This window comes from Streptomyces lavendulae subsp. lavendulae (assembly GCF_002803845.1).
In the GTDB taxonomy this organism is placed as follows: domain Bacteria; phylum Actinomycetota; class Actinomycetes; order Streptomycetales; family Streptomycetaceae; genus Streptomyces; species Streptomyces lavendulae.
The window spans coordinates 452,016-474,743 of sequence record NZ_CP024985.1; the positions used below are offsets into that span (position 1 = coordinate 452,016).

General features: G+C 71.8%; 18 protein-coding genes and 2 pseudogenes. 12 read left to right on the forward strand and 8 right to left on the reverse strand.

What is annotated here, in order from left to right:
* Window positions 1-9: 9 nt before the first annotated feature.
* From SLAV_RS02265 to SLAV_RS42135, 3 genes are all read left to right on the forward strand, one after another.
* The gene (locus SLAV_RS02265; RefSeq protein WP_234333435.1) at window positions 10-2,487 is read left to right on the forward strand and encodes a SpoIIE family protein phosphatase; all 2,478 of its coding nucleotides are present in this window, start codon (window positions 10-12) and stop codon (window positions 2,485-2,487) included.
* Window positions 2,488-2,635: 148 nt separating this feature from the next.
* Window positions 2,636-4,237 carry an alpha/beta hydrolase gene (locus SLAV_RS02270; RefSeq protein WP_030226515.1) on the forward strand — a complete coding sequence of 534 codons (1,602 nt, stop codon included), beginning with the start codon at window positions 2,636-2,638 and terminating at the stop codon, window positions 4,235-4,237.
* 132 nt (window positions 4,238-4,369) lie between these two features.
* Window positions 4,370-5,344 carry a hypothetical protein gene (locus SLAV_RS42135; protein ID WP_234333434.1) on the forward strand — a complete coding sequence of 325 codons (975 nt, stop codon included), beginning with the start codon at window positions 4,370-4,372 and terminating at the stop codon, window positions 5,342-5,344.
* Between the two features lie 58 nt (window positions 5,345-5,402).
* Here the strand turns inward: SLAV_RS42135 and SLAV_RS02280 are convergent, their stop codons facing one another.
* Window positions 5,403-6,248: a MurR/RpiR family transcriptional regulator gene (locus tag SLAV_RS02280; protein WP_030226514.1), complete on the reverse strand. Its 846-nt coding sequence runs from the start codon at window positions 6,246-6,248 to the stop codon at window positions 5,403-5,405.
* Between the two features lie 52 nt (window positions 6,249-6,300).
* Between SLAV_RS02280 and SLAV_RS02285 the strand changes: the two genes are divergently transcribed.
* Complete coding sequence (locus tag SLAV_RS02285) at window positions 6,301-7,179, forward strand: EamA family transporter (protein WP_234333432.1); 879 nt, start codon at window positions 6,301-6,303, stop codon at window positions 7,177-7,179.
* 57 nt (window positions 7,180-7,236) lie between these two features.
* On the opposite strand, the gene SLAV_RS02290 is transcribed toward SLAV_RS02285, so the two are convergent.
* Complete coding sequence (locus SLAV_RS02290; protein WP_030226512.1) at window positions 7,237-7,416, reverse strand: DUF6480 family protein; 180 nt, start codon at window positions 7,414-7,416, stop codon at window positions 7,237-7,239.
* 604 nt (window positions 7,417-8,020) lie between these two features.
* Between SLAV_RS02290 and SLAV_RS42140 the strand changes: the two genes are divergently transcribed.
* A complete protein-coding gene (locus tag SLAV_RS42140) occupies window positions 8,021-8,257 on the forward strand; it encodes a hypothetical protein (protein WP_234333430.1) in 237 nt (78 codons plus the stop codon).
* 521 nt (window positions 8,258-8,778) lie between these two features.
* Here the strand turns inward: SLAV_RS42140 and SLAV_RS41455 are convergent.
* Both SLAV_RS41455 and SLAV_RS02305 read right to left on the reverse strand, forming a co-directional pair.
* Complete coding sequence (locus SLAV_RS41455) at window positions 8,779-9,123, reverse strand: hypothetical protein (protein ID WP_167456772.1); 345 nt, start codon at window positions 9,121-9,123, stop codon at window positions 8,779-8,781.
* Window positions 9,120-9,623, reverse strand: coding sequence for a GNAT family N-acetyltransferase (locus tag SLAV_RS02305; RefSeq protein ID WP_030226510.1), 504 nt, complete (start codon window positions 9,621-9,623; stop codon window positions 9,120-9,122). The genes SLAV_RS41455 and SLAV_RS02305 overlap by 4 nt, the downstream gene beginning before the upstream one ends.
* Window positions 9,624-10,068: 445 nt before the next feature.
* On the opposite strand from SLAV_RS02305, the pseudogene SLAV_RS02310 reads away from it, so the two are divergent.
* Window positions 10,069-11,259, forward strand: a pseudogene (locus SLAV_RS02310) (SMI1/KNR4 family protein); the annotation flags it as partial.
* Between the two features lie 295 nt (window positions 11,260-11,554).
* Window positions 11,555-12,103: a DUF4262 domain-containing protein gene (locus SLAV_RS02315; RefSeq protein WP_030226506.1), complete on the forward strand. Its 549-nt coding sequence runs from the start codon at window positions 11,555-11,557 to the stop codon at window positions 12,101-12,103.
* 55 nt (window positions 12,104-12,158) lie between these two features.
* Here SLAV_RS02315 and SLAV_RS02320 read toward each other — a convergent pair whose 3' ends face one another.
* Window positions 12,159-12,923 carry a DUF4232 domain-containing protein gene (locus SLAV_RS02320; RefSeq protein ID WP_335341782.1) on the reverse strand — a complete coding sequence of 255 codons (765 nt, stop codon included), beginning with the start codon at window positions 12,921-12,923 and terminating at the stop codon, window positions 12,159-12,161.
* Between the two features lie 531 nt (window positions 12,924-13,454).
* On the opposite strand from SLAV_RS02320, the pseudogene SLAV_RS43575 reads away from it, so the two are divergent.
* Window positions 13,455-13,958: pseudogene (locus SLAV_RS43575) on the forward strand (DUF998 domain-containing protein); the annotation flags it as partial.
* A 67-nt stretch (window positions 13,959-14,025) separates the two neighbouring features.
* Here the strand turns inward: SLAV_RS43575 and SLAV_RS41725 are convergent.
* Entirely contained in the window at window positions 14,026-14,649 is a 624-nt protein-coding gene (locus SLAV_RS41725) for an SMI1/KNR4 family protein (RefSeq protein WP_234333428.1), read from the reverse strand.
* A 161-nt stretch (window positions 14,650-14,810) separates the two neighbouring features.
* On the opposite strand from SLAV_RS41725, the gene SLAV_RS02330 reads away from it, so the two are divergent.
* Both SLAV_RS02330 and SLAV_RS02335 read left to right on the forward strand, forming a co-directional pair.
* Window positions 14,811-15,284 carry a hypothetical protein gene (locus tag SLAV_RS02330; protein WP_030226497.1) on the forward strand — a complete coding sequence of 158 codons (474 nt, stop codon included), beginning with the start codon at window positions 14,811-14,813 and terminating at the stop codon, window positions 15,282-15,284.
* A gap of 307 nt (window positions 15,285-15,591) precedes the next feature.
* Window positions 15,592-15,807 carry a three-helix bundle dimerization domain-containing protein gene (locus SLAV_RS02335; RefSeq protein ID WP_037686408.1) on the forward strand — a complete coding sequence of 72 codons (216 nt, stop codon included), beginning with the start codon at window positions 15,592-15,594 and terminating at the stop codon, window positions 15,805-15,807.
* Between the two features lie 168 nt (window positions 15,808-15,975).
* On the opposite strand, the gene SLAV_RS02340 is transcribed toward SLAV_RS02335, so the two are convergent.
* Window positions 15,976-16,773, reverse strand: coding sequence for an MFS transporter (locus tag SLAV_RS02340; RefSeq protein ID WP_435846442.1), 798 nt, complete (start codon window positions 16,771-16,773; stop codon window positions 15,976-15,978).
* Between the two features lie 133 nt (window positions 16,774-16,906).
* Entirely contained in the window at window positions 16,907-21,385 is a 4,479-nt protein-coding gene (locus tag SLAV_RS02345; protein WP_051840381.1) for a CHAT domain-containing protein, read from the reverse strand.
* 90 nt (window positions 21,386-21,475) lie between these two features.
* On the opposite strand from SLAV_RS02345, the gene SLAV_RS02350 reads away from it, so the two are divergent.
* Together SLAV_RS02350 and SLAV_RS02355 are read left to right on the forward strand one after the other, a co-directional pair.
* A complete protein-coding gene (locus tag SLAV_RS02350) occupies window positions 21,476-21,895 on the forward strand; it encodes a hypothetical protein (RefSeq protein ID WP_158740490.1) in 420 nt (139 codons plus the stop codon).
* Between the two features lie 5 nt (window positions 21,896-21,900).
* Complete coding sequence (locus SLAV_RS02355) at window positions 21,901-22,713, forward strand: hypothetical protein (RefSeq protein WP_051840379.1); 813 nt, start codon at window positions 21,901-21,903, stop codon at window positions 22,711-22,713.
* Window positions 22,714-22,728: the final 15 nt, after the last annotated feature.

The window sequence follows — 22,728 nt, forward strand, 5'->3', positions numbered from 1 at the left end:
ACTGGAAGCATGCACGGAATGACCGTCGGCGAGACGGCGGAGCGTGAGGATCTCCTCGCTGCAGCCGTCGTCGAAGCCGTCGAGGGAACCATCGCGTACTCGGGAAGCGTCTTTCTCCGCTCCCGCGATCGCCGGTCGGTCGTGCTGGCCGCGACGTGTGGGGTGCCGCCCTCCCTGCTCGGTGGCTGGCGCCTCATTCCGGTGAGCAGTCCCATCCCGATCGCCGTGGCGTACGGCTCGGGCCGCACCGTCCACCTGGCCGACGCGGAGGAGACGATGCGCCGGTATCCCCAGCTCGCGGTGGCTCTCCCGTACGCCTTCGGCTCCTGCTCCGTGCCCGTGGGCACAGGCGGGGAGACCTTCGGGTCCCTGGCGATCGTCTGGGCGGCATCCCCGGGTGGCGAAGGGCTGCCCAAGGCACAGCGCCGCCGCCTGCGGAGCGTCGCCGACCGGCTGGGCGACGCCCTGTCCGCACTCCGCGCCCGTACCGGCGATCCCGTGGAATGCGACCCGGGAACGGTGCCCGTCGAGACCCCGGCTCCCTCGACGGCGGCCGTGCGGGTCGGCTTGTTCCAATGGGACTCCGCCTCCGGCGCCTTCACCGCGGACGACGAGCTCTGCGCGATCTTCGGTCTCGACCCGCGTGCTTTCGACGGACGAGCCGAAACGCTCGCTTCCCGCCTCCACCCCGGCGATCTCGCCGCTTTCCGGTCCTGCGCCCGGGAGGCGGCCGTGAAGGGCTCGACCACCACCCGACGCCTGCGGTTGCCGGACCACGAGCACGGCGGCGAGGGGTACCGCACCGTCGAGTTGTGGGTCCGCGTACCCGAGGCCGACGACATGCGGGCACGTGCCCACCTCGTCGGCGCGGTCGTGGACGCCCGCGCCGGCCAGGTGGCCGTCGCGGCGGTCGAGCGGCTGCGGGACGGACTGTTCTCCCTCTCCCCCGACGGACGGGTCACCTACGCCAACCGCAGCGCCCTGCGGCTGCTGGGGGTTTCCGCCGACGAATTGACGGGCCGTCTGCTCTGGGACGGACTGCTGCCGTGGCTGTCCGATCCCGACATCGAGTACCGGCACCGCTCCGCGATGATCTCCCAGGCGCCGGCCTCCTTCACGGCCTGCCGCTCCCCCGACCGGTGGCTCGCCTTCTCCCTCCACCCGGAGGCGGACGGGGTGACCGTCCGGGTCGTGCCCGTCGGGCAGCCGCCCCCGGCATCCGCACCATCCGCCTCCCCGCCCGCGACGGCGACGGCGACCGCCACCGCGCCGGCGCGTCTGGGCGTCATGTATCACGTCCTGCAGCTGGGCAGCGCACTGACCGAGGCGGTCACCGCCCAGCAGGTCTGTGAAGTCGTGGCCGACCAGCTCCTGCCCGCCTTCGGAGGCCAGCGGCTGGCCATCTACGTGGTCCGCGACGCGACGATGCACCTGCTCTTCCACACCGGCGGCCACGAAGACTTCCTCGAATGGCTGGAGGGCGTACCGCTGCACGCCCGCCTGCCCGGTACGGAGACCCTCACGTCCGGCACCCCGCTCTTCATCGAGTCGCAGCAGGCCCTTTCCCGGGGTTACCCGGGCATCCCCACGGACGCGGTGAGTTCCTGGGCGTATCTGCCGCTGATCGCCTCCAGCCACCCCGTCGGCACCTGCGTCCTCGGCTTCGACGAGATCCATCCGTTCACGGAGAAGGACCGCGGCGTCCTTACCGCGCTCGCCGGGCTGATCGCCCAGGCTCTGGAACGAGCGCGGCTCTACGACTCGGAGTTCGCCCTCGCGCGCGGCCTGCAACAGGCGCTCCTGCCGCACCGGCTCCCGAAGGTCCCGGGCATCCGCACCGTGGTGCGGTACCTGCCCGGCACCAGCGGAATGGACATCGGCGGCGACTGGTACGACGTCATCCCCACCGACAGCGGGGTCTGTCTCGTCATCGGAGACGTGGAGGGGCACAGCATCGCCGCCGCGGCCACCATGGCGCAGTTGCGCAGCGCGGTCCGGGCCTTCGCGGCCGTCGGGCACACGCCCGGCGATGCGATGGCGGGCGTCAACCGAACCCTGTTCGACCTCGACGCCGGGCTGCTGGCCAGTTGCTGCTACATCCACCTCGGAGCACACGGCCACCGCGCCTGCGCCGTCACCGCCGGCCACCCCCCACCGCTGCTCCGCAGGCCCGACGGGACGACCGATGCCCTCGACCTGGACGTCGGACCGGTCCTCGGCGTGGAGCGCGCGAGCACCTATCCCGAGACCCGGATCGACCTCCCGCCGGGGTCCGTCCTCGCCCTCTACACCGACGGCCTGGTCGAGGAGCCCGGAACCGACATCGACGTGGGCATCGACCGCCTGCGAGCAACCCTGGCCCACGCCCGTGCGGACTCACTGGACGAACTCGCCGACCGGCTCCTGCACAACGCCCGCGGCTCCTCCTACCGGGCCGACGACATCGCCCTGCTGCTCACCGCGATCCGGTCACCACGCCCCGCATGACACGACGGGCCGATCCAGCCATCGGGGATCTCGGCTGGCGGGCGCCGGCGAACCGCGGTTTCGTGGTGGCATAGGCGTGTGTACCGATGCGGCGGCATCGACATCGACCGCCGGACCGCGCCCTCGCCGTGACGGAGGAGGGCGGATCATGTCCGTACCAGGTCCCGTGGCCGGCCGCCGGCTCCGCGCTGCGGTCCTCTCCGCTGCGCTGGTCTGCTCGGCGCTGCTCACCGGGCCCGGAGCCGGTCACGCCGCCGCACACGGCGCGCCCCCGTCACCGACGCCCTCCTCGCCGTCGCCTTCGGTGACCGTGCCGCGACTGGACTGGACTGCCTGCACACCGGGCAGCCCGTGGGACTGCGCCACGGCGAAGGTGCCGCTCGACCACGCCGCCCCCGCGGGCCGCACCATCGACCTGGCGGTCGTCCGCCGGCAGGCAACCGATCCCGGCCGGCGCATCGGCACCCTGTTCGTGAACCCCGGCGGTCCCGGGGGCCCCGGGACCGTACAGGTGCCTCAGAACTATGACGCCTTCCCGAAGGCACTGCGGGAACGGTTCGACATCGTCAGCTGGGACCCGCGCGGGATCGGCAACAGCACGGCCGTGAACTGCTTCGCCACCGCCGATGAGGCCAAGGCCTGGGCCGCCCGCCCACCCGCCGGCTTCCCGGTGGGCGCGCAGGAGCGCAAGGCGTGGATCGACGCCTACGAGGACCTCGGCCGGCGCTGCGAGAAGCGCGACCCGGACCTGCTGCGCCACGTGTCGACCGCCGACACCGCCCGGGACCTCGACCTGCTCCGCCGGTCGGTGGGCGACCCGCAGCTGAACTACCTCGGTGTCTCGTACGGCACGATCCTCGGCGCCACCTACGCCAATCTCTTCCCCGGCACGGTCCGTGCCATGGTCCTCGACAGCAACATCGCCCCCGGGGCCTGGACCGACGGCTCCGCGCGGGGAGAGCCGCGTAGCACGACCTTCCTGCGCATGGGCTCGGACCGCACCGCCGCGGCCACCCTGGACCGGTTCCTCACGCTGTGCGGATCGGCGCCCGTGGCCCGCTGCGCGTTCTCGGCGGGCAGCCCCGAGGCCACCCGCGAGAAGTTCGACCGGCTGATGCAGCGGCTGCGGGAGCGTCCGATCGGCCCGTGGACGTACGCCAGGACGGTCGCCGACACGGTGACCGGCCTCTACATCGTCGACCCCGGCTGGACGGCTCTCGCGGGCAGGCTCCAGGCGCTGTCGCAGGGCCGTGCCCCCGAGCCGCAGGCGTTCCCGCCGCCGCCCCCGGTGGACCGGCCGAACCCGTACCTGGGGGACGAACAGGCGGCGGCCGTGTGGTGCTCCGACAGCCCCAACCCGCGCGACCCCGCCGCGTACCACGGTCTGGAGGAGGACAGCGCCCGGCGGGCCGGGGACGCGGGACGCTTCTGGACATGGGCGGCGGAGGGCTGTGCCACCTGGCCGGCCCGGTCCGCAGCCGGTTACGACGGGCCGTGGAACAGGCCCACCGCCCGTCCCGTCCTGGTGATCGGGACCCGGTACGACCCCTCCACGCCCTACACGGGCGCGCAGGCCATGGCCCGTGAGCTGGCGGACGCCCGCCTGCTCACGAACGACGGGTACGGGCACACCGCGCTGTTCAACAACGGCAGCAGCTGCATCAGCGCGCACGAGAGCCGCTACTTCGTCGACGGGACGCTCCCGCCCTCCGGCACGGCGTGCCGCCCGGACAGGGTTCCCTTCACCTGACGGGTGCCGTGCTCTTGATCATCGGTCGTTAGACTCCGGGGTTCGGAGGGTGGCAGTGGAGCGGAAGGCCGAGCCATGGACGATGACCGCTGGGATCGGTGGCCGGAGCCGTGGGTGGGCACGGATGACGACATGCGGACGGTCGTGAGCGCGATCCCACGAGAGGTCAGGGACGGTTTCCGGTACGACCAGGTCCCTTGGCAGCGGTACCCGCACTTCTACGGCCCGGGCGAGGAGGTCCCCGGTCTCCTCGCGAAGCTCGCCTCCGGGGACGCGGAAGCCGCCCGCCGGGCCCTGGGGACGCTGTGGGAGGGCCTCCACCACCAGGGCAGCACGATCGCGGTGGCGGCACTGGCGGTCCCGTTCCTGCTCCGGATCGCTGCCACCGGGTCGCCCGCGCTCCGCGCGTCAACCCTTCGTCTGGTCGCCGAGATCGCACGGTGCCAGCACTTCGGGGACGGCAGCCGCGAAGGCCTCCTCCAGGTCGCCGAGGACCCGGATGATGCGGAGGGCACCACGCTCTGCCCGGTGGACTGGACGATCCAGGCCGCTCGCACCGCCATCAGCGCCGACCTGCACCTCCTGTTCCCGTTTCTCCCCGACCCCGATCCCGAGGTCCGCTCCGCCACCGCCTTCGTCCTGGCGACGGCGACCGGCGGGACACCGCGCATCTCCTCCGCCCTGCACAGCAGGCTGGCCGTGGAGGATGATCCGGCGGTCCGGGTGAGCCTGATCCTGGCGATCGCCCAACTGGCCCGCGAAGACCGGGTCGAACAGGACGAACAGGACGAGCAGGACGAGGACGAACGGGCTGCCGAGGACGGACAGGCTCCCGAGGACGAACAGGCTCCCGCGTGGGCCCGGGCCCTGTGGTCGGACGCCGCCCAACCGCCGGAGACCCGCGTCGGCGCCGCCCTCGCCTGGCTGTGCCTGGTCGACGGCCCCGTTCCCGACGAACTCCGCACCCTCCTCACCGACCCCCGCACCGACCGGCTCGGCGAGCTGTTCCAGCAGGTGCCATGGATCCCCCCGGTCGACTACGGGAACGGACTGCGCCGCTGCATCCACGAGATGCTCACCCCGGACGTCCCCTGGAACAGCGCCTGACGGTCTGCCCTTCGCCGAGGGCGGGGCACGATCACGTGGGAGCCGGTGCGGGCCGCCGTCAGTAGGAGTGGTCGACCGTGACGTCGGCGGCCAGCCTGAGTGCGGCTTCGGCCGTTTCCCCGCGCAGCCCCAGCAAGGTGAGGGCAAGGGCATCGACCACCGTGAGGTGGGCCAGTCGGCTGGCGACGGTTTCGAGTCCGAAGACCAGGTCCTGGCCGCCCGCGACCAGTGTGCAGGTGCTGGACTCGGTCAGGGGCGAGCAGGCATAGCTGGTGAGTGCGACGACCGGGGTCCCGGCTTGCCGCGCGCGCCGGGCGGCGTCCACCGTGCTGCGTGTGGCTCCCGTATGGCTGATGGCCAGGCACACGTCAGCGGGGGTCAGCTGCGCGGCGGCGAGCTGCGCGGTCAGCGGGTCGGCCGGGGCATCGACCGCGCAGCCGAGTGCGCGCAGCCGGTACGCGGTGTCCAGTGCGACCGCGCCGGACAGTCCCGCGCCGACCACCAGGACCCGGTCGGCCGCGTCGACCATTCGGGCGGCCGCGCGCAGCTGGTCCGGGCTCACGGTTGCCGCCACCCCGTCGAGTGCCTCTCGGGCGGCGCGGACCGTGTCGGTCAGGGCGCGGGCGGCCGGGTCCTGGTCCCGGGAGGGTTCGGGGGCCGGCGCCTGCCGGGCCGCGGCGATCTTCAGCTCCTGGTACCCGCGGAACCCCAGCCGCTGGCAGGCCCGGACGACGGAGGACGGCGCGGTGCCGGCCAGCGTCGCGACGTCGCTGACGCTGAGGTGCACCAGCTCCGCGCCCTTGTCCAGGACCACCTGTGCGACACGTGCCTCGGTGTCACGAAGCTCCGACAGGTGGGCCCGGATGTGGGCGGCGAGCCCGCCCTTCACGGAATGAATTTCCATGTGCGTCTCCTACCAAGGAATCCCATTCCACCATCCGTCGTGGGGAGCCCACGTGCCCACAGCCCTGCCGTCCGTGAGCGGCGCCGCTGCCGTCCCCGTCGTCGTCCTCGCCTCCGCGCTGCTGCACGCCGTCTGGAACGGCCTCACCCACGGCCTGCGTGACAAGCTGGCCGGCTTCACGCTCATCAGCCTCGCCTCCGCCGGATGCGGAGCCGTCCTCGTGTGCCTCGCCCCGGTGCCCGACGCGGCGGCCTGGCCGTACATCGCCGCCTCCGCCGCACTGCAGGTCGCGTACCAGCTCCTGCTGCTGCGCGCCTACCAGCTCGGCGACTTCGGCCAGATGTACCCGACCGCCCGGGGCACCTCACCCGTCGTGGTGGCCCTGGTCTCCACCACCCTCCTCGGCCACGCCCTGCCCGTCGGCCAGGCCCTCGGCATCGGGGTGATCGCCTGCGGCCTGGTCGGCCTCGCCGTCGCCGACGGCCTTCCCGGCCGCGCCCACCTGCCCGCGCTGGCCGCCGCGCTCGGCACGGGCGTGATGATCGCCTCGTACACCCTGGTCGACGGCACCGGCGTCCGCGCCGCGGGCAGCGTCATCGGCTACATCGCCTGGCTCTTCCTCTGCCAGGGGCTCGTCCTGCCCCTCATCGCATGGGCCCGTCGGGGCCCCGCCCTGCTCACCGCGCTGCGCCCGCTGTACGGCCGCGGGCTGGCCGGCGGGCTGCTCTCACTCCTCGCGTACGGGCTCGTGGTCTGGGCTCAGTCCCGCGGGGACCTCTCCACCATCGCCGCCCTTCGGGAGACCAGCATCGTCTTCGGCGCCCTGATCGGCGCGGTCGTGTTCCGCGAACGCCTCGGCCACCGACGCATCGCCGCCAGCGTCGCCGTCCTGGCGGGCATCGCCATACTCCAGTTCACCGGCAGCCCCTGAGCCGCCCGCCACGGCCGCACCCTTCTCCGGCCGAGGCCCGGCCGCGTCCAGGTGGCCCTACAGGCCCCAGATCCGGGCGATGAAGAAGCCGGCGACCATCAGCGCGCCCGCCAGGATCAGGAAGACGAACACGCCCGGGTGCTCCCAGAGGCCTCCGTCCGCGCGCTCGCGGTGAGCGGACGCGGTCGAGCCTTCTGCCGGAGGCGTCTCACCGGGCGGCACTCTGGATGTAGTCATGCGATCCTCCAAGAATGCTTGACGGGGCATTCCGGCGCGCCCTCGGACTCCGCGCGCACGGCCCCGAGAACAAGCCTCGCCGCAAACGAGGGGCGCGCAAAGCCGCATCGTTTCTGCAGCGCCTGCACATCGCGGCGGACTTCCCGGCCACTCTCACTCCCCCGCCTCGTACGGTCCTGACCGGTCCGGCACAATCCCGGTATCGGGTGCGGGCAGCGGTGAGGGGTGGGAACGTGGGGCGTTTTGGCTTCCGAGGCCGGCGCAAGGGCATACCGAACGAGCCGGAGCTCCTGGCTGCGGCTGCCGAGAATCCCGGTGGCAGCGTCGCAGAGATCGACCCGGCGTACATCGACGACCCGAACGGCTACGTACCTCCCGAAGCCATCCGCGGCGCGTGGTTGGTGGACAGCAGCAGAAAACTGACCGGTGAGTACCAGAAGAATCCCCGTCACGGGGTACCCCAGGACGACTTCAGCCATCTCACCGATCCTGATCACTGGCTTGGCTGGCTCGGCGACGATCCCGCGACCGCGAGTGGGTCAAGATCCTCGAAACACCCCGCTTCCTCACCGCTGGGCGTCTACGTTCTGATGACGAACAGATCATGTTGGTCACCCGCGCGGCACTCGCCGCACCGTTCGCATTGTCCGTCCGCACAACGCAGTACGGGCGCAACACCCTCCTGGGGGTGTTCTCCTGGGCGGCGGTGAACTTGTTACCTCCCCGAACCCGCAAGGATCGGCACTGGTTTGACCTGGGCGTCGGTCTGGACTGGGCCGATGAACGGCTTCGAGAGCGGATCTACGAGATCGACGCTGAGGGCGGCACCGCCGAGCGGTAGAGCGGCCGTGCCACTCGTGGCGCAAGGACGCGGAGTACATGTCAGTGAGGCAGAGGGCTTGGCCAGTGGCGCCCCCGCAGGTCAGCTGCTCCAGCGGGCCACGATGGCGTGATCGACGCGGAAGAGGGCGTCGCACTCCGCGCAGTACGCACTGCCGAAGACGACGATGGAAGCGGCCAGGAGCCCACGCCTGATTCTCCGGGTCGGGCCCAGCTGCCCTGAGGAGGCCGGGCACGTCTTCGGCAGCGCCGTAGGCATGGGTGAGCCGGGACCATTGCGTCATGGCATAGATCAAAGCAGACGCTTCCAACGTCAAACACCGCACCCTGGTGTCGGGAGACACCGGAGTGGGTCCTGACGCTGATCTTGCGGCCTGGAGCGTGTGTGCCTCAGAAGCTGCCGTCTCTCCGGGTGTGATGGGCGTGTTTCCGCTGGTTGCGGACAGGTGCGGCAGACCCGTGGGAGCAGTGGCCTGTCAGGTCGTCGTTCCCCGGCGGTCTCGAATGCCCACAGTCGTGGGACTACTGGAACAGCACGAGCTTGCTGCTCGGCGTCGGGTCGATGACCTGCGTGAGGAGGCCGACCGTATCCAGGCCGAGTCGGCCGCTGCCGAGGAGGAACGGCAGGAGCGGGTGATCGCCCGGCAGCGGGTCGATACGGTTCTGGCTCCGGACAGCGCCGCTGACGCCAGCCCCCGGGGCCGCCGCCGAGCCGCGGGAGGCGGACAGGCAGCCGGCGTGGCCATCGGCACGCAAGACTGCGACACGAGGGCCTCCTGATGCTCGGTGATTCGACACCGGCGAGCTGTTCAGGCGGCCCTCCTCGCACCCGACGAGCTCCCGATCGAGACGGCCGTTCGAGCTCACGCGTTCGGATGCTCCGGCAGGGCGAGCCAGTCCGACCAGGAGATCTCTCGGCCGAGGAAGCGCGGCTGCTCGAAGGGCCAGTCGGCGGCGATCCACTGCGGCACCAGCTCGTCGAGGGCCTGCTCGACCTTGCTGTCCACCAGCTCGTCCACCACCCACCAGGAGATCTCGCCGTCCGCGCCGGCCCTCTCCGGTGGGTCGATGTAGACACAGCCGAGGAGAGCTGTCTCCGCCACGTCCAACAGCGCGTAGTTGAAGGACTGGTGTGCGGCGATCTCCTTCTCGTGCCGCAACAGGTCGGCCTGGTCGGCCTCGTAGGTCATGGTGGCCGCGGGCCAGCCCCAGGCTGGGCCGAAGATGGTCCACAGCCGCTCGCGCGAACCCATCACGGCCGGATAGTCGAGCGGGGTGTCCGCCTCCCGGATCGGCCGCAGGTGATGACCACTGCCCGGCAGCGGTACCAGAACGGGATGGACGAAGTCATCGGGGAGCCAGCTCATAGCGCCCGACCGTAGCAGTGCGCGGCCGTCCGCTCCCCTGGATTTTCCCCCGTATACCGCCAGGCCCTGCTCTCATGCCGGGCCGTGCCCGCGATCACCCGATTGAGACTCCCGTTCGCTCGACAGACTCCATGATCGGTATGGCAACGGCCTCTCACCCGTGCTGTCCGTCGTTGGAACACAGCCGGTACCTCGTGGTGGAGCTCCGCCGAGCGAAAGTCACTCCATGGACCACATCATCGACCTCGACCGAGCGGCCGCCGAGACCTGGCGGGACGATGCTCTCCTCTGGCCTCAGCGGCTGGAGACCGACCGGCCCGCGTCTCCGCCCCGGATTCGCTGGGCGTACGCCTATTGGGCACCGGTCGGCGGACGTGGGCGCCGGTGCTCCGGTGCGCGCTCTGAGTGCCGGAGCGCTGTCAGTGGGCGCTGGCAGCATCGGGGTATGCCTCGGATCACTGCATGGGACTGGCGGACCTTCCTGCTCAAGTGGAGCGGGGAGTGGGCGGATTGCCCGGCGGATGGCGAAGTGCTGGGCGAGGACGACGTGGCGGCCCGGCGGGCGCGGTGGCTGGGGGGAGCTCCGGCGGGCGAGGAGCGGATCGCGGCCATGGAGCGGCGCCTGGGTCGGCGGATGCCGCCGTCGTACAGGGAGTTCCTGGAGGTCAGCGACGGATGGCAGCATGCGGGCGGGTTCGTGACACTGCTGGCGGGAACCGCGGACGCTCACTGGCACGACGACGCGTCCGGGCTCGCGGACATGTTCGAGGAGTACCTCGACGAGGACTCCGGGCCCGAGCAGCGGCGGGAGGCGGACATCTGGCGGCGCGGGCTGCAGCTCGACGTGGAGTCCGATGCGACGTACGTCCTCATGGACCCCGAGGACGTGGGCGAGGACGGTGACTGGGCCGTGTACACGTGGGCGGGCTGGCGGGCCGCACCGCCCAGACGGTACGCGAACTTCGCCGAGTTCATGCGGGACATGCACCGGGAGTTCCACAGTCTGCGGGCGTATCCGGATGCCGGGGAGCCGGAATTCGTCAACGACACGACGCGGGCGCTGGACGCGCTGGTGGACGAGGCGCGGCGGGAGGCACTGTCCGGCGGGTGGGAACGGGCCCTGGCGGCACTGGACGAGGCGAAGGGGTACGGCAGGCCACGTGCCGCCGGACTGGGCGACCAGATTCGGCGCCTGCTCGGGGAGACGCACATGGTGTATTTCGAGAGCCTGGCGACGGACCCCCGGTACGCGCCCGAGCTGCTGCCGGTGTTGGCCGCCGACCACGCGGCGCACTCCTGGGACTTCCCTCCGCGAGGCGCCGACGGGGACTCGGCGAAGGCGGCCAACGCCACCCTGGCACAGGTGCGCGCCGGCACGTACCGGCACACGGCGGACGGGGCGTTCGGGGAGGCGGTCGAGCGGGCGCGGGAGCTGGCGCGGCGGCGGGAGGTCGACGCGGCGTGGCGGACGCTGCTGGAGGCCCTGCCCCGGTGGGAGCCGCTGGGAGCGGATCACCTGGCGCCGCTGGGCTGGCTGGCCGACCCCCTGCTCGGGCCGCTGCTGACCCCGGAACGGGGACGCGAGCTCCTGTCCACCCCCCGTGGCGGGCAGGCGGGTGAGACTCCGACGTCGGCGGCCGGTCGCCCCTGAGCCTCGGAGACGTCGAGACGCCGGGCGCGCCCCGTACGCCCGAAAGCGGTTCGCCTGCCCGGCCGTGAAGTACGGCGACCCCGCAGGCCGCCGGCGCGATGGCGTGGCTCTCGAACCTGCGCGACACCGTTTCTTCCGGAAGAAAGCACCCCCGCTCTCGCAACTCGGGGCTGGCACGGATCTTGGGGAGCAATCACGGATCGCGACGAATTCCTACGATCGCAACGGTGCCGACGAGTGTCGATTGTGCGACCCAAACCTCACCCCATAGCCTCCGCACATGACTGATGGTCCGTTCCAGTGCCACTGCATCCTCTGCCATGACTACGGCGACCGAGACGAAGCAGACCGGGTTGATCTGACGATCACCGAGAACGTGCAGCGGCACGGTTGGCACGTCGTCATGGTTCCCGAGGACGAGATCGGTCCTGGTTTCGCCTACACGATCGGCCTCTCACACACGCACGGCGTATCCGAACTCGCCATGTTCGGGCTCGATGTCCACGTTATGCACCGCATTCTCAACAGGATCGGAGAGAAGAGCGCTGCAGGCACCGTACTGATTGATGGTCAGAGACTCTCTGACGTTGTCGACGGCGGCCACGTCGCGCTCAGACAGGTCCATCTCCGCTGGTACCGGACCTTCTTCGGGCAGGCGATCAGATTCTACCGACGGCCCCCTTTTCCCGTGCTGCAAGTCGCGTGGCCGGACGTGGATGGCCGCCTTCACTGGGAAGAGCAGGCTGAGGAAAAGCATCGGGAGTCGCAGCCCCTGTTGTGGCTGCCGCCAAGTGAGCACCCTGTCGGGATCTGGACGGCCGACCTCTGATCACAAGAGCGGCCGACCAGCTATGACCAGGGCCTCGGCAGTCTGGATGTGCTTCCTACTTGGACGGGCGCGTCCAGGGGCGGACGGCCAGCTTGCCGGTGGTGCCGAGATCGAGCTGGGGGGTTACGGTCACCGGATCAGCGCCCTGCTTGGCCTGCACTCTGACGTAGGGGATGTTGGCGGTGGGGCCGGACTCCGTGGTGTTGCGCCACATCAGGCCCGAAAGGGCGCTTTCGCCGGGCTTCAGTACCAGCGGGCGGGCGGGCTCGTCGAAGCCGGTGCCGGTGCTGATGCCTCCGCTTCCCTGGACGATGCTGATGCCTTGGACGGGCGACAGATCCTTGTCCAGTAGTTCCAGGAGCGGGTAGCCGTCGACCGAGTAGTCCTGCTTCCCGCAGTTCTCCAGGTGGATGCCCACCACACGCAGCCCCATCGCGGCGTCACCGTCATCCGTGGTGAGGCGGATTCCGGAGGGTGGGCATTCGCCCGACGCGGGCGGCGCCTCGGAGGCCGGCACCTTGGTGACGCGGGAGATTTTGACGCGGGTCACCCGGGAGGCCCCTGGGCCTGGCGCCCCCAGTCGGACCGTGCCGTGCACGGTCGCACCGGGGCCGACCGAGCGGACGGTTTCGCGTCTGTTGTCCATCACCTCACCGGCGTCGGTGGTGAAGTCGAACAGCACTGTGTAGGTCAGCGCTTTCGTCGTGGTGTTGGTGACGGTGTAGGCAGCCGAGATCCCGGAATGAGCGGCAGGAAGGGGGTCAGCGTGGACGGAGAACCCATCGGGACTGGAGGTGGGCGTAGAGGAGGGGACGGTCACTGACGTGATCCGGACTCCGTCCGTGGGCGGGGCGGTTACAGCCGAACCGGAGGCGAGGGAGGGTGTGGCAGGGGTACCCGCCCGCTCGGACCCGCATGCCGTGAGCAGCAGGAGTGCGGCGAGGGCCGGACAAAGTGAGGTGACTTTGCGCATCAGGTCACTTCATCAGGGGCACACTGCCCATGCCGTGTCGGAAGCCACAATTCCGGTCACAGGCGTGTCACGGGAGGCCGGGGGCAGTTACTGAGCCCCGTTGATGCTCAGGACCGTGTCGCATGCGCTGAAGATGAGCACGAAAGCTACGTGCCGGCTGCCGATGCCTTTCTCCTCCGTGAAGGCGGCGATGAGGTACTGCTGGGCAGCAACGGCTGTGGCTCCGCCGCGGTAGGGCCTGCCCCACCTCCTGTCAGGGGGCTCGTCGGAGTGTCCCGGTCCCGCACCGCATGATCGACTGTCCGCACGGGATTCCGTGTGACGGAAGGTGGACAGGTGAGAATCCGGATCGGGTACTCGGCATGGATCGTGGGCGTGGTGCAGTTCTTCGCCGTCCACGGGATCGCCGAGTCGGCTTGGGCCAGACCGTACAGCTGGGCGCGGAACAACATCAGCGACCTGGGCAACGCGCACTGCGCCCTGCAGTCAGAGCCTGAGCCTCGGTACATCTGCTCTCCCGAGCATGGCCTGATGAATGTTTCATTCGTCGCTCTGGGGGTGCTGCTCGTTCTCGGCTCCGTCCTGACCGGTGGTTTCCTGTGGCGCGGGGGCCGGGCCGCTGCCATCGCCCGCCTGCTGCTCGCCGGCGCCGGCGTGGGATTCGTACTGGCCGGTCTGGCTCCCGCGGACGTCAACGAGAACCAGCATGTCCTGGGTGCCCTCCTCATCATGGCAGCGGGCAACATCGGTCTCGTTCTGGCGGGGGTCGGCCTGGCAGAACACGTACCGGCGCCTCTGCGGCGGGGCACCAGCCTGCTGGGAGCCACAGCGGTCACCGCCTTCGGACTGTTCCTCTCCCACCACTACCTCGGTCTCGGCATGGGAGGGATGGAACGGGTCGCCGCTTTTCCCCTCCTGCTCTGGGTGCTGGCTGTCGGCGTTCGAGGCCTCATCCGCCGTCCACCTGCGGTGCGCGTTCACCGGTCTGGGCTTCGCCGCCGAGGGCCACGACCTCGGGGCGCACACGGGGAAGCCCCCAGGGTTCAAGGGCTCCGGAGATCAGGTCTGCTGTGAACTGGACCGCTCCGGCGTTGTAGTGCCACCAATCGCCGCTGCGGGAGGCGACAGTGACCTTCCACGCCTCGGGGCCGGTGCCCTCAGTGGTCCACAGGAAGGTGTCGCCCTGGTTCGAGCTGCCCCAGGTCAGCAGGCCCCCGGGGGCCGGGTATGCAGCCAGCACGGCACCGAGGTCCGCGAGATCGATCAGGTCCGCCACGTCCTCCTCTTCCTCGGCGGCCGCCCCGGCCCACGCTTCTTCTTCACCCGGCCACGGGGTGTGAAGGGACATGTAGTCGCCGAAGTGCAGATCCGGATACACCTCTGCGAGCAGTTTGAAGTCCCCCGGCAACAAGGCCCCCAGGCGTGCCTCGGCTGCCGCCCAGTCGACGCGTGCCGGCTCGGCCCTACGAAGCTCAGCCAGCCCGGGCACCGCTTCTTCAAGGGCTGCGAGCGCCTCGTACGGGTCGGTCAGCCGGACCACCGGCGTCTGTGCAGCCATCACGTCACCATTCACAGCCGCAGCATCCCACGGGCCTGCCACGGGGGCTTGGAGCCGGTATGGCGCAGTGATCAGTTACCGTCGCGATGTGCTGAGCCGGCCGGACTGTCCTGGTTGACAGAGGGCGTGCCTCGGGCGGACTGGCAACCGGCAGATCGGGGCGGGGAGGAGAGGGCGTGACGATGTCCGGCAATCACGATCGGACGGGGTTCCGGTTCGGCTGGCGCGGCAGTCATTTCCCTGGCATGACCGTTGATGACCAGTGGTTGGCGGTCGGCGAAGGTCCCGTCGGTGCCTGGTACTTCGACGCGTACTTCATCGGACGCACCACACTGAGCGGTGGCGCACCACGGGCAGTCGCGTTCGCCCAGTGGCTGCTGGCCTCGCCGCCCGAAGGCCGGTACGAGAAGGAGTTCGTGCTGGTCGACGGCGAACCACAGAGCGGATCGCGGCGGCTCACGGACGGCACTCGACTCACCGTCGAAATCCTTTTGGGCCGTGAGGAAGCGGGGAGACCCGAGTACCTGCAGGTGCTCCTGTCCGGCGAGATTCGCAACCTCCCCTTTGAGGTGTGCGCACCGCTCGAATGCCAGCAGGTGATCCGCCCTGAACTCGAAGCCGCCGCGGCCCGGTTCCTCTCTCTCGGTTGAGGCCCGTGCGAACCACCATCGGCTACACCCTCGAAAGCATTGGCTACGTCGTACGAGCCCAGGGGCTTGTCAGCTTGCGGAAGACGCGCGAGCGCCAGGAGGTCGTCTCCTGATCCTCGCTTGCAGGCGGTAGGGGAGCCCGATTGGAGGCGGGCGTCGGGGTAGAGCCCGCACGTAGCGTTGTGCAGACTGTCGGCGGCTCGGGCTAGGGGTTCGGCCACGTGCAGGCAGGCGCAAGATCGGCTTTCGGGCTGACGGCCGCTCCGTGAGACTGGGGGAAGTCGTATCCGACGGAAGGCTGAGGTGCGTGGGATCGGAGTCCGAGGATGAACTCGTCATCCGCCTCGTCGTCGAGCGGCTGATGCAGGCGCACCCCCGACTGGCCGCCGGCCTGGTGAAGGCCGCCGTGGCAACGGCGTACGAGGAGCTCCGGTACGCGCGTGTCCGTACGTATTTGCCCGTGCTGATGGAGCGCCGCGCCAGAGACCTGCTGCCCTTCGACGAGCAGCCGCCATCCCCCTGACCAGCTGACTACTACCTCGGCGGATCGTCCGGTCGTCGGTGGCGGTCAGGTGGCAGGCCGCAGGCCGGCTGGGAGACGGTGCCGTTCAGGGCGTCGACGCCCCACGGGGACCTGGGAGTCGGCCATGCGCTCGCTGGGTGGATTCGGCGAACTTGTTCCGGTCGGGGCTCAGGAAGTACTGGTGCGGGGGCAGGGCGGCGGGACCGGGGCGCCTGGGGGCATCGCACACGCCCTGCCGGCCCGAGCCGTCCGCGAATCCGGGCTGTGGCAGCTACGGGGTGACGGTCGGCCGAGGCGAGCAGCGCGGGCAGGGTGCGGGTGAGGGCGTAGCCCGTCAGCCCTGCGGCCGGCAGGAGATGGGCGAGGGCGAGTGCGACGGGCGTGGTGAGCCGGGTCGCACAGGGCGGTGGCCAGGACGTTCAGCAGGGCTCGGTCGCGCAACGGTCGTACGGCGGTGCCGTCCTGGTCCGCTCCGGGTGGTTCGGGACGGTCGCGGGGCAGGGCCAGGTGGATCAGCAGTGCGCAGGCCAGGCAGGTGGCGGCGTCGGTGACGAAGAGCCGGCGCAGGTCCCAGCGGCCGAGGACGGCGGCGAGGAGCCGGGCGCCCATGGCGCCCGCTGCGAGCGCGGCGCCGAACAGGCTGAACGCGCGCACCCGGTGCCGCTCCGGCACGGACTCGCCGATGATCGCCTGGCTCGGGGGCTCGTAGAGGTCGAAGCCCAGCCGGAGCAGCACCGCTCCGGCGACCGCCCAGGCGAGCGAGGCGGAGGCCGCGATCGCCGGCTGGGCGACGGCGCATCCGCAGAGCCCGAGCACGAGGGTCGGGCGCCGGCCGATCCGGTCGGCCAGGTGTCCCCCGGCCGGCCGCGCGGGGATCGTCGCGAGCCCGAAGGCGGCGCTGACCAGCCCCACGGCCGTCAGGGTCGTGCCGTGGTCGGTGCTGATCAGCGCGGTGAGAAAGGGCAGTGATTAGGCCCCGAGTCGGTTGACGACCCGGGCGATCAACAGCAGGCGTACGGTGCGGGGCAGTGGTTCGGAGCGCGGCACAGCGCCCCCTCTGTGAGCTGATGTCCGTTTCGCCCTCGGGCGACCTGTGAGTTCAGGCACCCGCGTGGACGTAGGCCGCCCAGACGTGCGGCCGTTCGGGAATCCGCTCCCGTAACTCCCGTACGGCGTGGTGCAGGGCCAGTGCCGGGGTGTCGGCGTCGTCCGCCACCGCGCGGCGGTAGAAGGCCCGCGTGACCTGGTCCGCGTGCGTGCTGTCGATCTCCCAGAGCGTGCCGACCGCGGCGGGGAAGCCTGCGAGCAGGAAGGCGCTGGTGACGTGGATGGCCTCGTCGGTGAGCCGCTCCGACGTACGTGCGGTGCTGCAGGCCGTGAGGAAGGCGAGCCGCGCCGCACGCGGCCGCGCACGACAGATTTCGAGGACGGACAGCGGCTCGCCGCTCGGCAGGTGGAGCAGGGCGGCGGACGGCTCCGCTGGGTCGGTGGCCGCGTGGCAGCCGAAGTGTGCCCAGGGCGTGGTGCCGAGCTCGGCGAGTACGGCCTCGCGCGTCGCGGCGGCACCGACCAGCGGCTCGGACGCGCCGAGCAGCCCCGCCGCGTAGCGCGCCGCCGACGCGACCCCGGGCAGATCGTCTTCGGGCGAGGCGACCAGCAGGGCGCTTCCGACGCCGGTGGTGTCGCGCTGCCCGGCCCGGGCACGCGCGTAGGCGAGGGTCTGGAACCCGGGCACGTACGAGGAGACCACGGTGTCCAGCGCGGCGCCGCAGCCGTCGTACTCGCAGTCGGGCCGCGTGCACTGCGCCGCGTGCAGCGGCAGCGCGTTGAAGGCGCCGGTGGGCACCCACCAGATGCGCGGCCACGGGGCCGCGCCGTCCGTGGGCGCAGCCGCCCCCGCGAGGTCCAGGACCGGACGCACGATCTTGTGCCAGGTCCAGGAGAGCGTCCGGCGGACCGCAGCCCCGGCGGCGACGAGCTCCGCCGGGGTACGCCTGGACGAGCCCTGCGCGTTGATGGCCTCGACGGCCTCGCGCAGTTGCCGCGCCGCTTCGGTGACCTCGGCCGCCCCGATGTCCAGGTGCCATGCGGTGATCGACCGGGCCGTCACGACGAGGGCGTGGCAGTGGTCCGACGCGTGGTTGAGCACGATGACCGGGCCGTCGGCCGCGAGGGCGCGCAGCTTCTCGGCGGTCGGCGGGCGCAGGAAGTCCTCGAACCCGGGCTCGGTGCGGATGCGTGCGACCAGCTCGTCGAGGGCGCGCGAGGCACGGAGTCCGGCGAGCCGGGCCCGCTCCGCGCCGCCGGGGGTGCCCGCGGCGGGTTCGGCCGGTTCTGCCGTGAGTACGTCGGTCAGCTGCTCGAACTCGCGCGCCAGACCGGGGTGCGCGGACCGCAGTTCGCCGAGGTCGGCGCGGGCCTCGATCCGCCGGGACAGCAGGAATCCGCGGCCGCGCTCCAGCAGCTCGGCCGCGCGCTCGACGTCGGGACCGGCCGCGCTGCGCAGGGCGGAGTCCAGATCGGGCAGTGCTTCCGGCAGGCGCTGCTCCGCCGCGGCCTCTTCGAGGAGCCGGACCAGGGACGCCAGCCGGTCCTTCAGCCGGGCCGGACCGTCGCGGAGCTGGACCGCCATGAGGACCAACTGGACGATCTTGCGTATGGACCCTTCGAACGATGTCAGCCCGAATTCGGCGGACTGCTGGTCGCTGCCCCGGTCGGTGATGCCGTGCATGGTCTCGACGGCCGCCTCCAGATGGGACAGGGCCAGGTCGATCCGCGGCCGGCGCGACCCCAGCGCGCCGGCCGCGGACGCGATCTCCGTGTTCGCCCGGATCCACGCCGGGAGCCCGGGGTCGCTCGGTGCGGAGGGGGCGACACCTGCCAGGCGGTCCCGGACCATTCCCATCAGGGTGTCGAAGAGGTGCGAAGGCTTCGCCGGACTCGGGGCAGGGTCCGAGTCCGAGTCCCGGTCCGGGTCCGGGTCCAGGTTCGGGTCCGGGGACGCGGGCTGCGGCGCGGGCGTCGGCTCCGAAGACACCGGAGGCAGGTACCGGCCCGTGGTGCCGAGGCCGACCAGGGCCATGAAGGTGCGCGCCTGCTCGGGCCAGCCGGAGGGTGCGTCGGCCTCGACCTCGTCGAGCACCCGGCCGGCCTCGCCCACGAGCAGCTCCGCCCGCTCCGGGTCCTCGCCGCGGATCTCCAGGGCGTGCAGGGCCAGTACCCGCATGAGCGTCATCGCGGTGAAGATCCGCATCCCGTGGCCGGGCGGGCACGCCGCGAACCGTAGGCGGCACCCTTCGATCTGTTCCTCGGTGATACCGGCCACCACGCCGCCGCCCGGCCCCAGGGTGGCCAGCAGATCTTCGTAGGCGTCGGCCATCACGTCGAGGCCCGGCAGCTGCTCCCCCGCCGCGGACGCCGCCCGGGCGAGCTCCCTGAACTCCCCGGCGATCTCACGGGCCTGGCCGAGCCGGCCCGGCTCGTGGCCCGAGAGGAAGATCTGCACCGCGTTGTGCAATCGGGTGTGGGCCGAAACGACCGCCTGGTTGATGTCCCCCGGCTGTACTTCGGCAGCCGACGCGGCCAGCAGGAACGCCCCCTCGCGCGCCGCTTCCGGATCGAGGGTCATGGCGGCCTGGATCGTGAGCGAACGGGCGAGGATCTCGTCCATCCCCGGCGCGAGTTCGGACGTGTGCGAGCGCGCGTCCCGCAGCAGTTCGACGATCTCTTCGAGGGAGTCGGGATGGCCGGACGAGCTGCCGCGGGCGGACAGCGCGACCCCGAGCGCGGCGGACAGATGTGCCCGCGAGGTGGGGTCCTCGTCCTGGGCGCTGTCCGCGAGCAGTTCCCTGATCACCGCGATGTCGGAGTCGAGGTTCTCGGGATCGTCGAGGCGGATGTCGGCAACCCGGGCCACGCGCGAGACAATCGAGGCCGTCTCCGGATCCGTCGCGCCGTCCGGTCCGCCGCTGCCGGCCGTCACCGCGGCGACCGGCAGTGCCAACTCGTACCTGCCCTTGCGCAGCAGACCGAGCACCGGAAGGCCCGCCGGGGCCGTCGCCGCCGCCTGTTCGGTCAGGGCCCGGGCCTCCGCTTCGAGCCGGGCCGCCCTGGAGGGCTCGGTCTCCCGCAGCTCGCCGGCCCGTGCTCCCGCCAGGGCCGCCAGCAGGGCGACGTAGCCGTAGCGGTCCGGGGCGTCGGAGGGCACTGCGGCCAGGGCGGCGCGGTACCGGTCGATCTGCTGGTCGGATACGAAGCCGGCGCTCGTGCCGGTGCCGGTGCCGGTGCCGGTGGCGGTGGCGGTGGCGGTGCCGGTGCCGGTGCCGGTGCCGGTGGCGGTGCCGGTGCCGGTGGCGATCGAGGCCACGATGGCGAGGGTTTCCAGGTCGATGTCCGCAGGGGCGCCGCGCCGTGCGGCGCGCGCTCGCAGCCGGTCGACGAGTTCGGTCACCGCCGGTCCGGCGTTTTGCGGATCGTCGCCGTCCGCCAGCTCCTGCAACCGCTCGTACAGGGCGAGCTCCTCGGCGTCGTCGAGGACACCCGCCCCGCCGACGGAGGCGAGCAGTTCGGCCGCCTCGCTCGCCGCCCCGGCGTCGCCCCGCTCCCGGCCCAGGGCTTCGAGCGCCTGCCCCAGCGCGGCGGTGGCCGCGCCGTGCGCCGGATGGCCGGCCGGGGTGTCGGCGAGGGCCGCGCGCAGACGGCGTACCGCGCAGGCGATGCGTCCCGCGTCGTGCGCCCCCATCCCTGCCTCGGCAAGGGTCGCTCCGACGCGCAGGTCCCGCTCACCCGGCCATGTGGTGGGTTCGGCTTCCAGCTCGCGCAGGAAGCGCAGCCCCGCCGCCGCTTCGGGTGTGATCGCCCCCGCCGGGGCCGCCACGAAGGCCGCTTCGACCTCGGCGAGGGTGGGCTCACCCAGCAGCTGGGCCGCCTCCAGCACGACGCCGAGGGCGAGTTCGGCCGCCTCGGCCCCCACCGGTCCGACGGAGCCCGATGCAGCGGAGGCCAGCCTCTCGCACACCTCCCGGCCGTGGCGCGCCGCGGCGAGCAGCGCCTCGGGATCCGCCGTCAGCTGGAACCGCAGCACTTCGATCCCGAGGGCCTGGAAGACCAGTTCCACGTAACCCTCGTGGTCCTCGGGGAGGAGCTCCCGTGCCGTGCCGGACCAGGCGAACGCGCGGTCCAGCGCGTCCTGCCGGTCGTCCTCGGCCAGGTCCGGCGCCTGGAGCAACTCGGCGTGGGCCGCGCAGACCAGGTACGAGAAGCGCGCGTCGTGGATCGGGTCGGCGGGGTCGAAGGACTCCCGGAGGGGCTCGGGGAACGGAACCTGTTCCGGAACGCGCGGCTCCAGAAAGCCGAAGGTGGCGCCCACGACCATCATGTTCCGCTGCGCGTCGGGGTCCTCGGGGCCCTCGTGGCGGAACCAGAAGGTCCAGAAGACGGCCGCCACCGCGTCGAGGTCGATGGCCTCAGCCGGCGACGGAGTGCACAGGCGCAGCAGGGCGATCGCGTCGTCGGCGGCGTCCGGCTCGCGCAGCGGCGCGGGATCGCGGGCGTTCTGGGCTGCCAGCAGACGTGCCACGACTCGTTCCCTGAGTGCGTTCATCACGCACTACAGTAGTTTGATTTCACGTCAGAACACAGTGATCAAGCGGGAGTTGGGGAGGCCTCGGTGGGGGACGGAGCAAAGGCACGCAGGGTGTACGAGGAGGCCGTCGAATACCTGTGCCGCAATCTGGACGCGCTGCGCGAGCTGATCGGCCCCGCGCTCTGGGAGGCGCCCTTCGCGGCCGTCCGGGACGGCGACCCCGCCTCCGACGACTGGCGCGCCGCCGTACGCGCACTGCACGAGGCCGCCGAGGCGGCCGGGATACCGGGCGGGCTCGGTCTGTCGGCCACGATGGGCGTGGGCGGCTGGCCGTCCGGACCGACGCCGCGGTCGGTCGGGTGGGTCTGCCCCACGGGCCGCTGTGCCCGCGTGGACCTGCGCGAGGACCCGGTGCCGCCGACGGCGGTGCCGGATCCGGTGCCGGTGCCGGTGCCGCCGGCGTGTGTCCTGGCCGGGCGGCCGATGCGTCTGGTGGGTGACTGAGGCCGGTGGGACTGCTCGTAGAACTGCAGAAGCGCATACCCGACCGCTGGTTCCTGCGGCGGTTCCTCCCCGCCGGGCTGTTCGTGGCCCTCGCCCTCGTCGGTGGCGGACAGCTCGGGCAGCGCCACTGGAACGACCTCGGGCTCGCCCGGGAGCGGATCGCCGCCGCACTGCGGTTGAGCCGGGGCACGACCGCGGACGGCGCCGCGGTGCTCGTCCTCGTCGCCGTGGCGGTGGTGGCGGCCGCGTTCGCGGTGCCCTTCGCGGCGGGCGCGATCGGGGCGCTGGCCTCCGGGAGCTGGCCGTGGTGGCTGGCGCCGCTGGGCCGGCGGCTGACCGCGTGGCGGGTACGGCGCTGGGCGCCCCCCGGGGACATCGCGCGGGAGGCCGTTCGGGCACGCGCCGCCGGACGGGAGCTGCGCGCCGATCGGCTGGACGCGCGCCGGGCCCGCAGCGCGCCGGTCGCACCCTGCTGTCCCACCTGGTCCGGAGACCGGTTCCGGGCTGCCGAGGCGGAGGTCAGGACGCGGACGGGACTGGACGTGGGCGACGCGTGGACCGGACTGCTGCTCACGGTGCCCGACACCTCCCGCACCACGTTGAGCGAGGCCCGGGAGGGCTACGACGCAGCGTGCGAGGGCCTCGCCTGGAGCATCGCGGTCACCTTCGTCGGCGTCTGGTGGTGGCCCGCGGCACTGCTGGGAGTCGTCCTGTGGCTGGCCTTCCGGCAGGCCCTGCGGCGCGCGGTGGAGGTCCTGTGCCGGACCACGGCGGCGGTGTTCGCCCTGCAGCACGACGACGGGGCCGTACCTCCCTGAGCCCGTACGGGGTCC

Coding starts and splice junctions, on each gene's coding strand:
- SLAV_RS42140 (WP_234333430.1), top strand. CDS start 8,021: ATGTTGGTCACCCGCGCGGCACTCGCCGCACCGTTCGCATTGTCCGTC.
- SLAV_RS02265 (WP_234333435.1), top strand. CDS start 10: ATGCACGGAATGACCGTCGGCGAGACGGCGGAGCGTGAGGATCTCCTC.
- SLAV_RS02280 (WP_030226514.1), bottom strand. CDS start 6,248: ATGGAAATTCATTCCGTGAAGGGCGGGCTCGCCGCCCACATCCGGGCC.
- SLAV_RS02270 (WP_030226515.1), top strand. CDS start 2,636: ATGTCCGTACCAGGTCCCGTGGCCGGCCGCCGGCTCCGCGCTGCGGTC.
- SLAV_RS02290 (WP_030226512.1), bottom strand. CDS start 7,416: ATGACTACATCCAGAGTGCCGCCCGGTGAGACGCCTCCGGCAGAAGGC.
- SLAV_RS02315 (WP_030226506.1), top strand. CDS start 11,555: ATGACTGATGGTCCGTTCCAGTGCCACTGCATCCTCTGCCATGACTAC.
- SLAV_RS42135 (WP_234333434.1), top strand. CDS start 4,370: ATGCGGACGGTCGTGAGCGCGATCCCACGAGAGGTCAGGGACGGTTTC.
- SLAV_RS02305 (WP_030226510.1), bottom strand. CDS start 9,623: ATGAGCTGGCTCCCCGATGACTTCGTCCATCCCGTTCTGGTACCGCTG.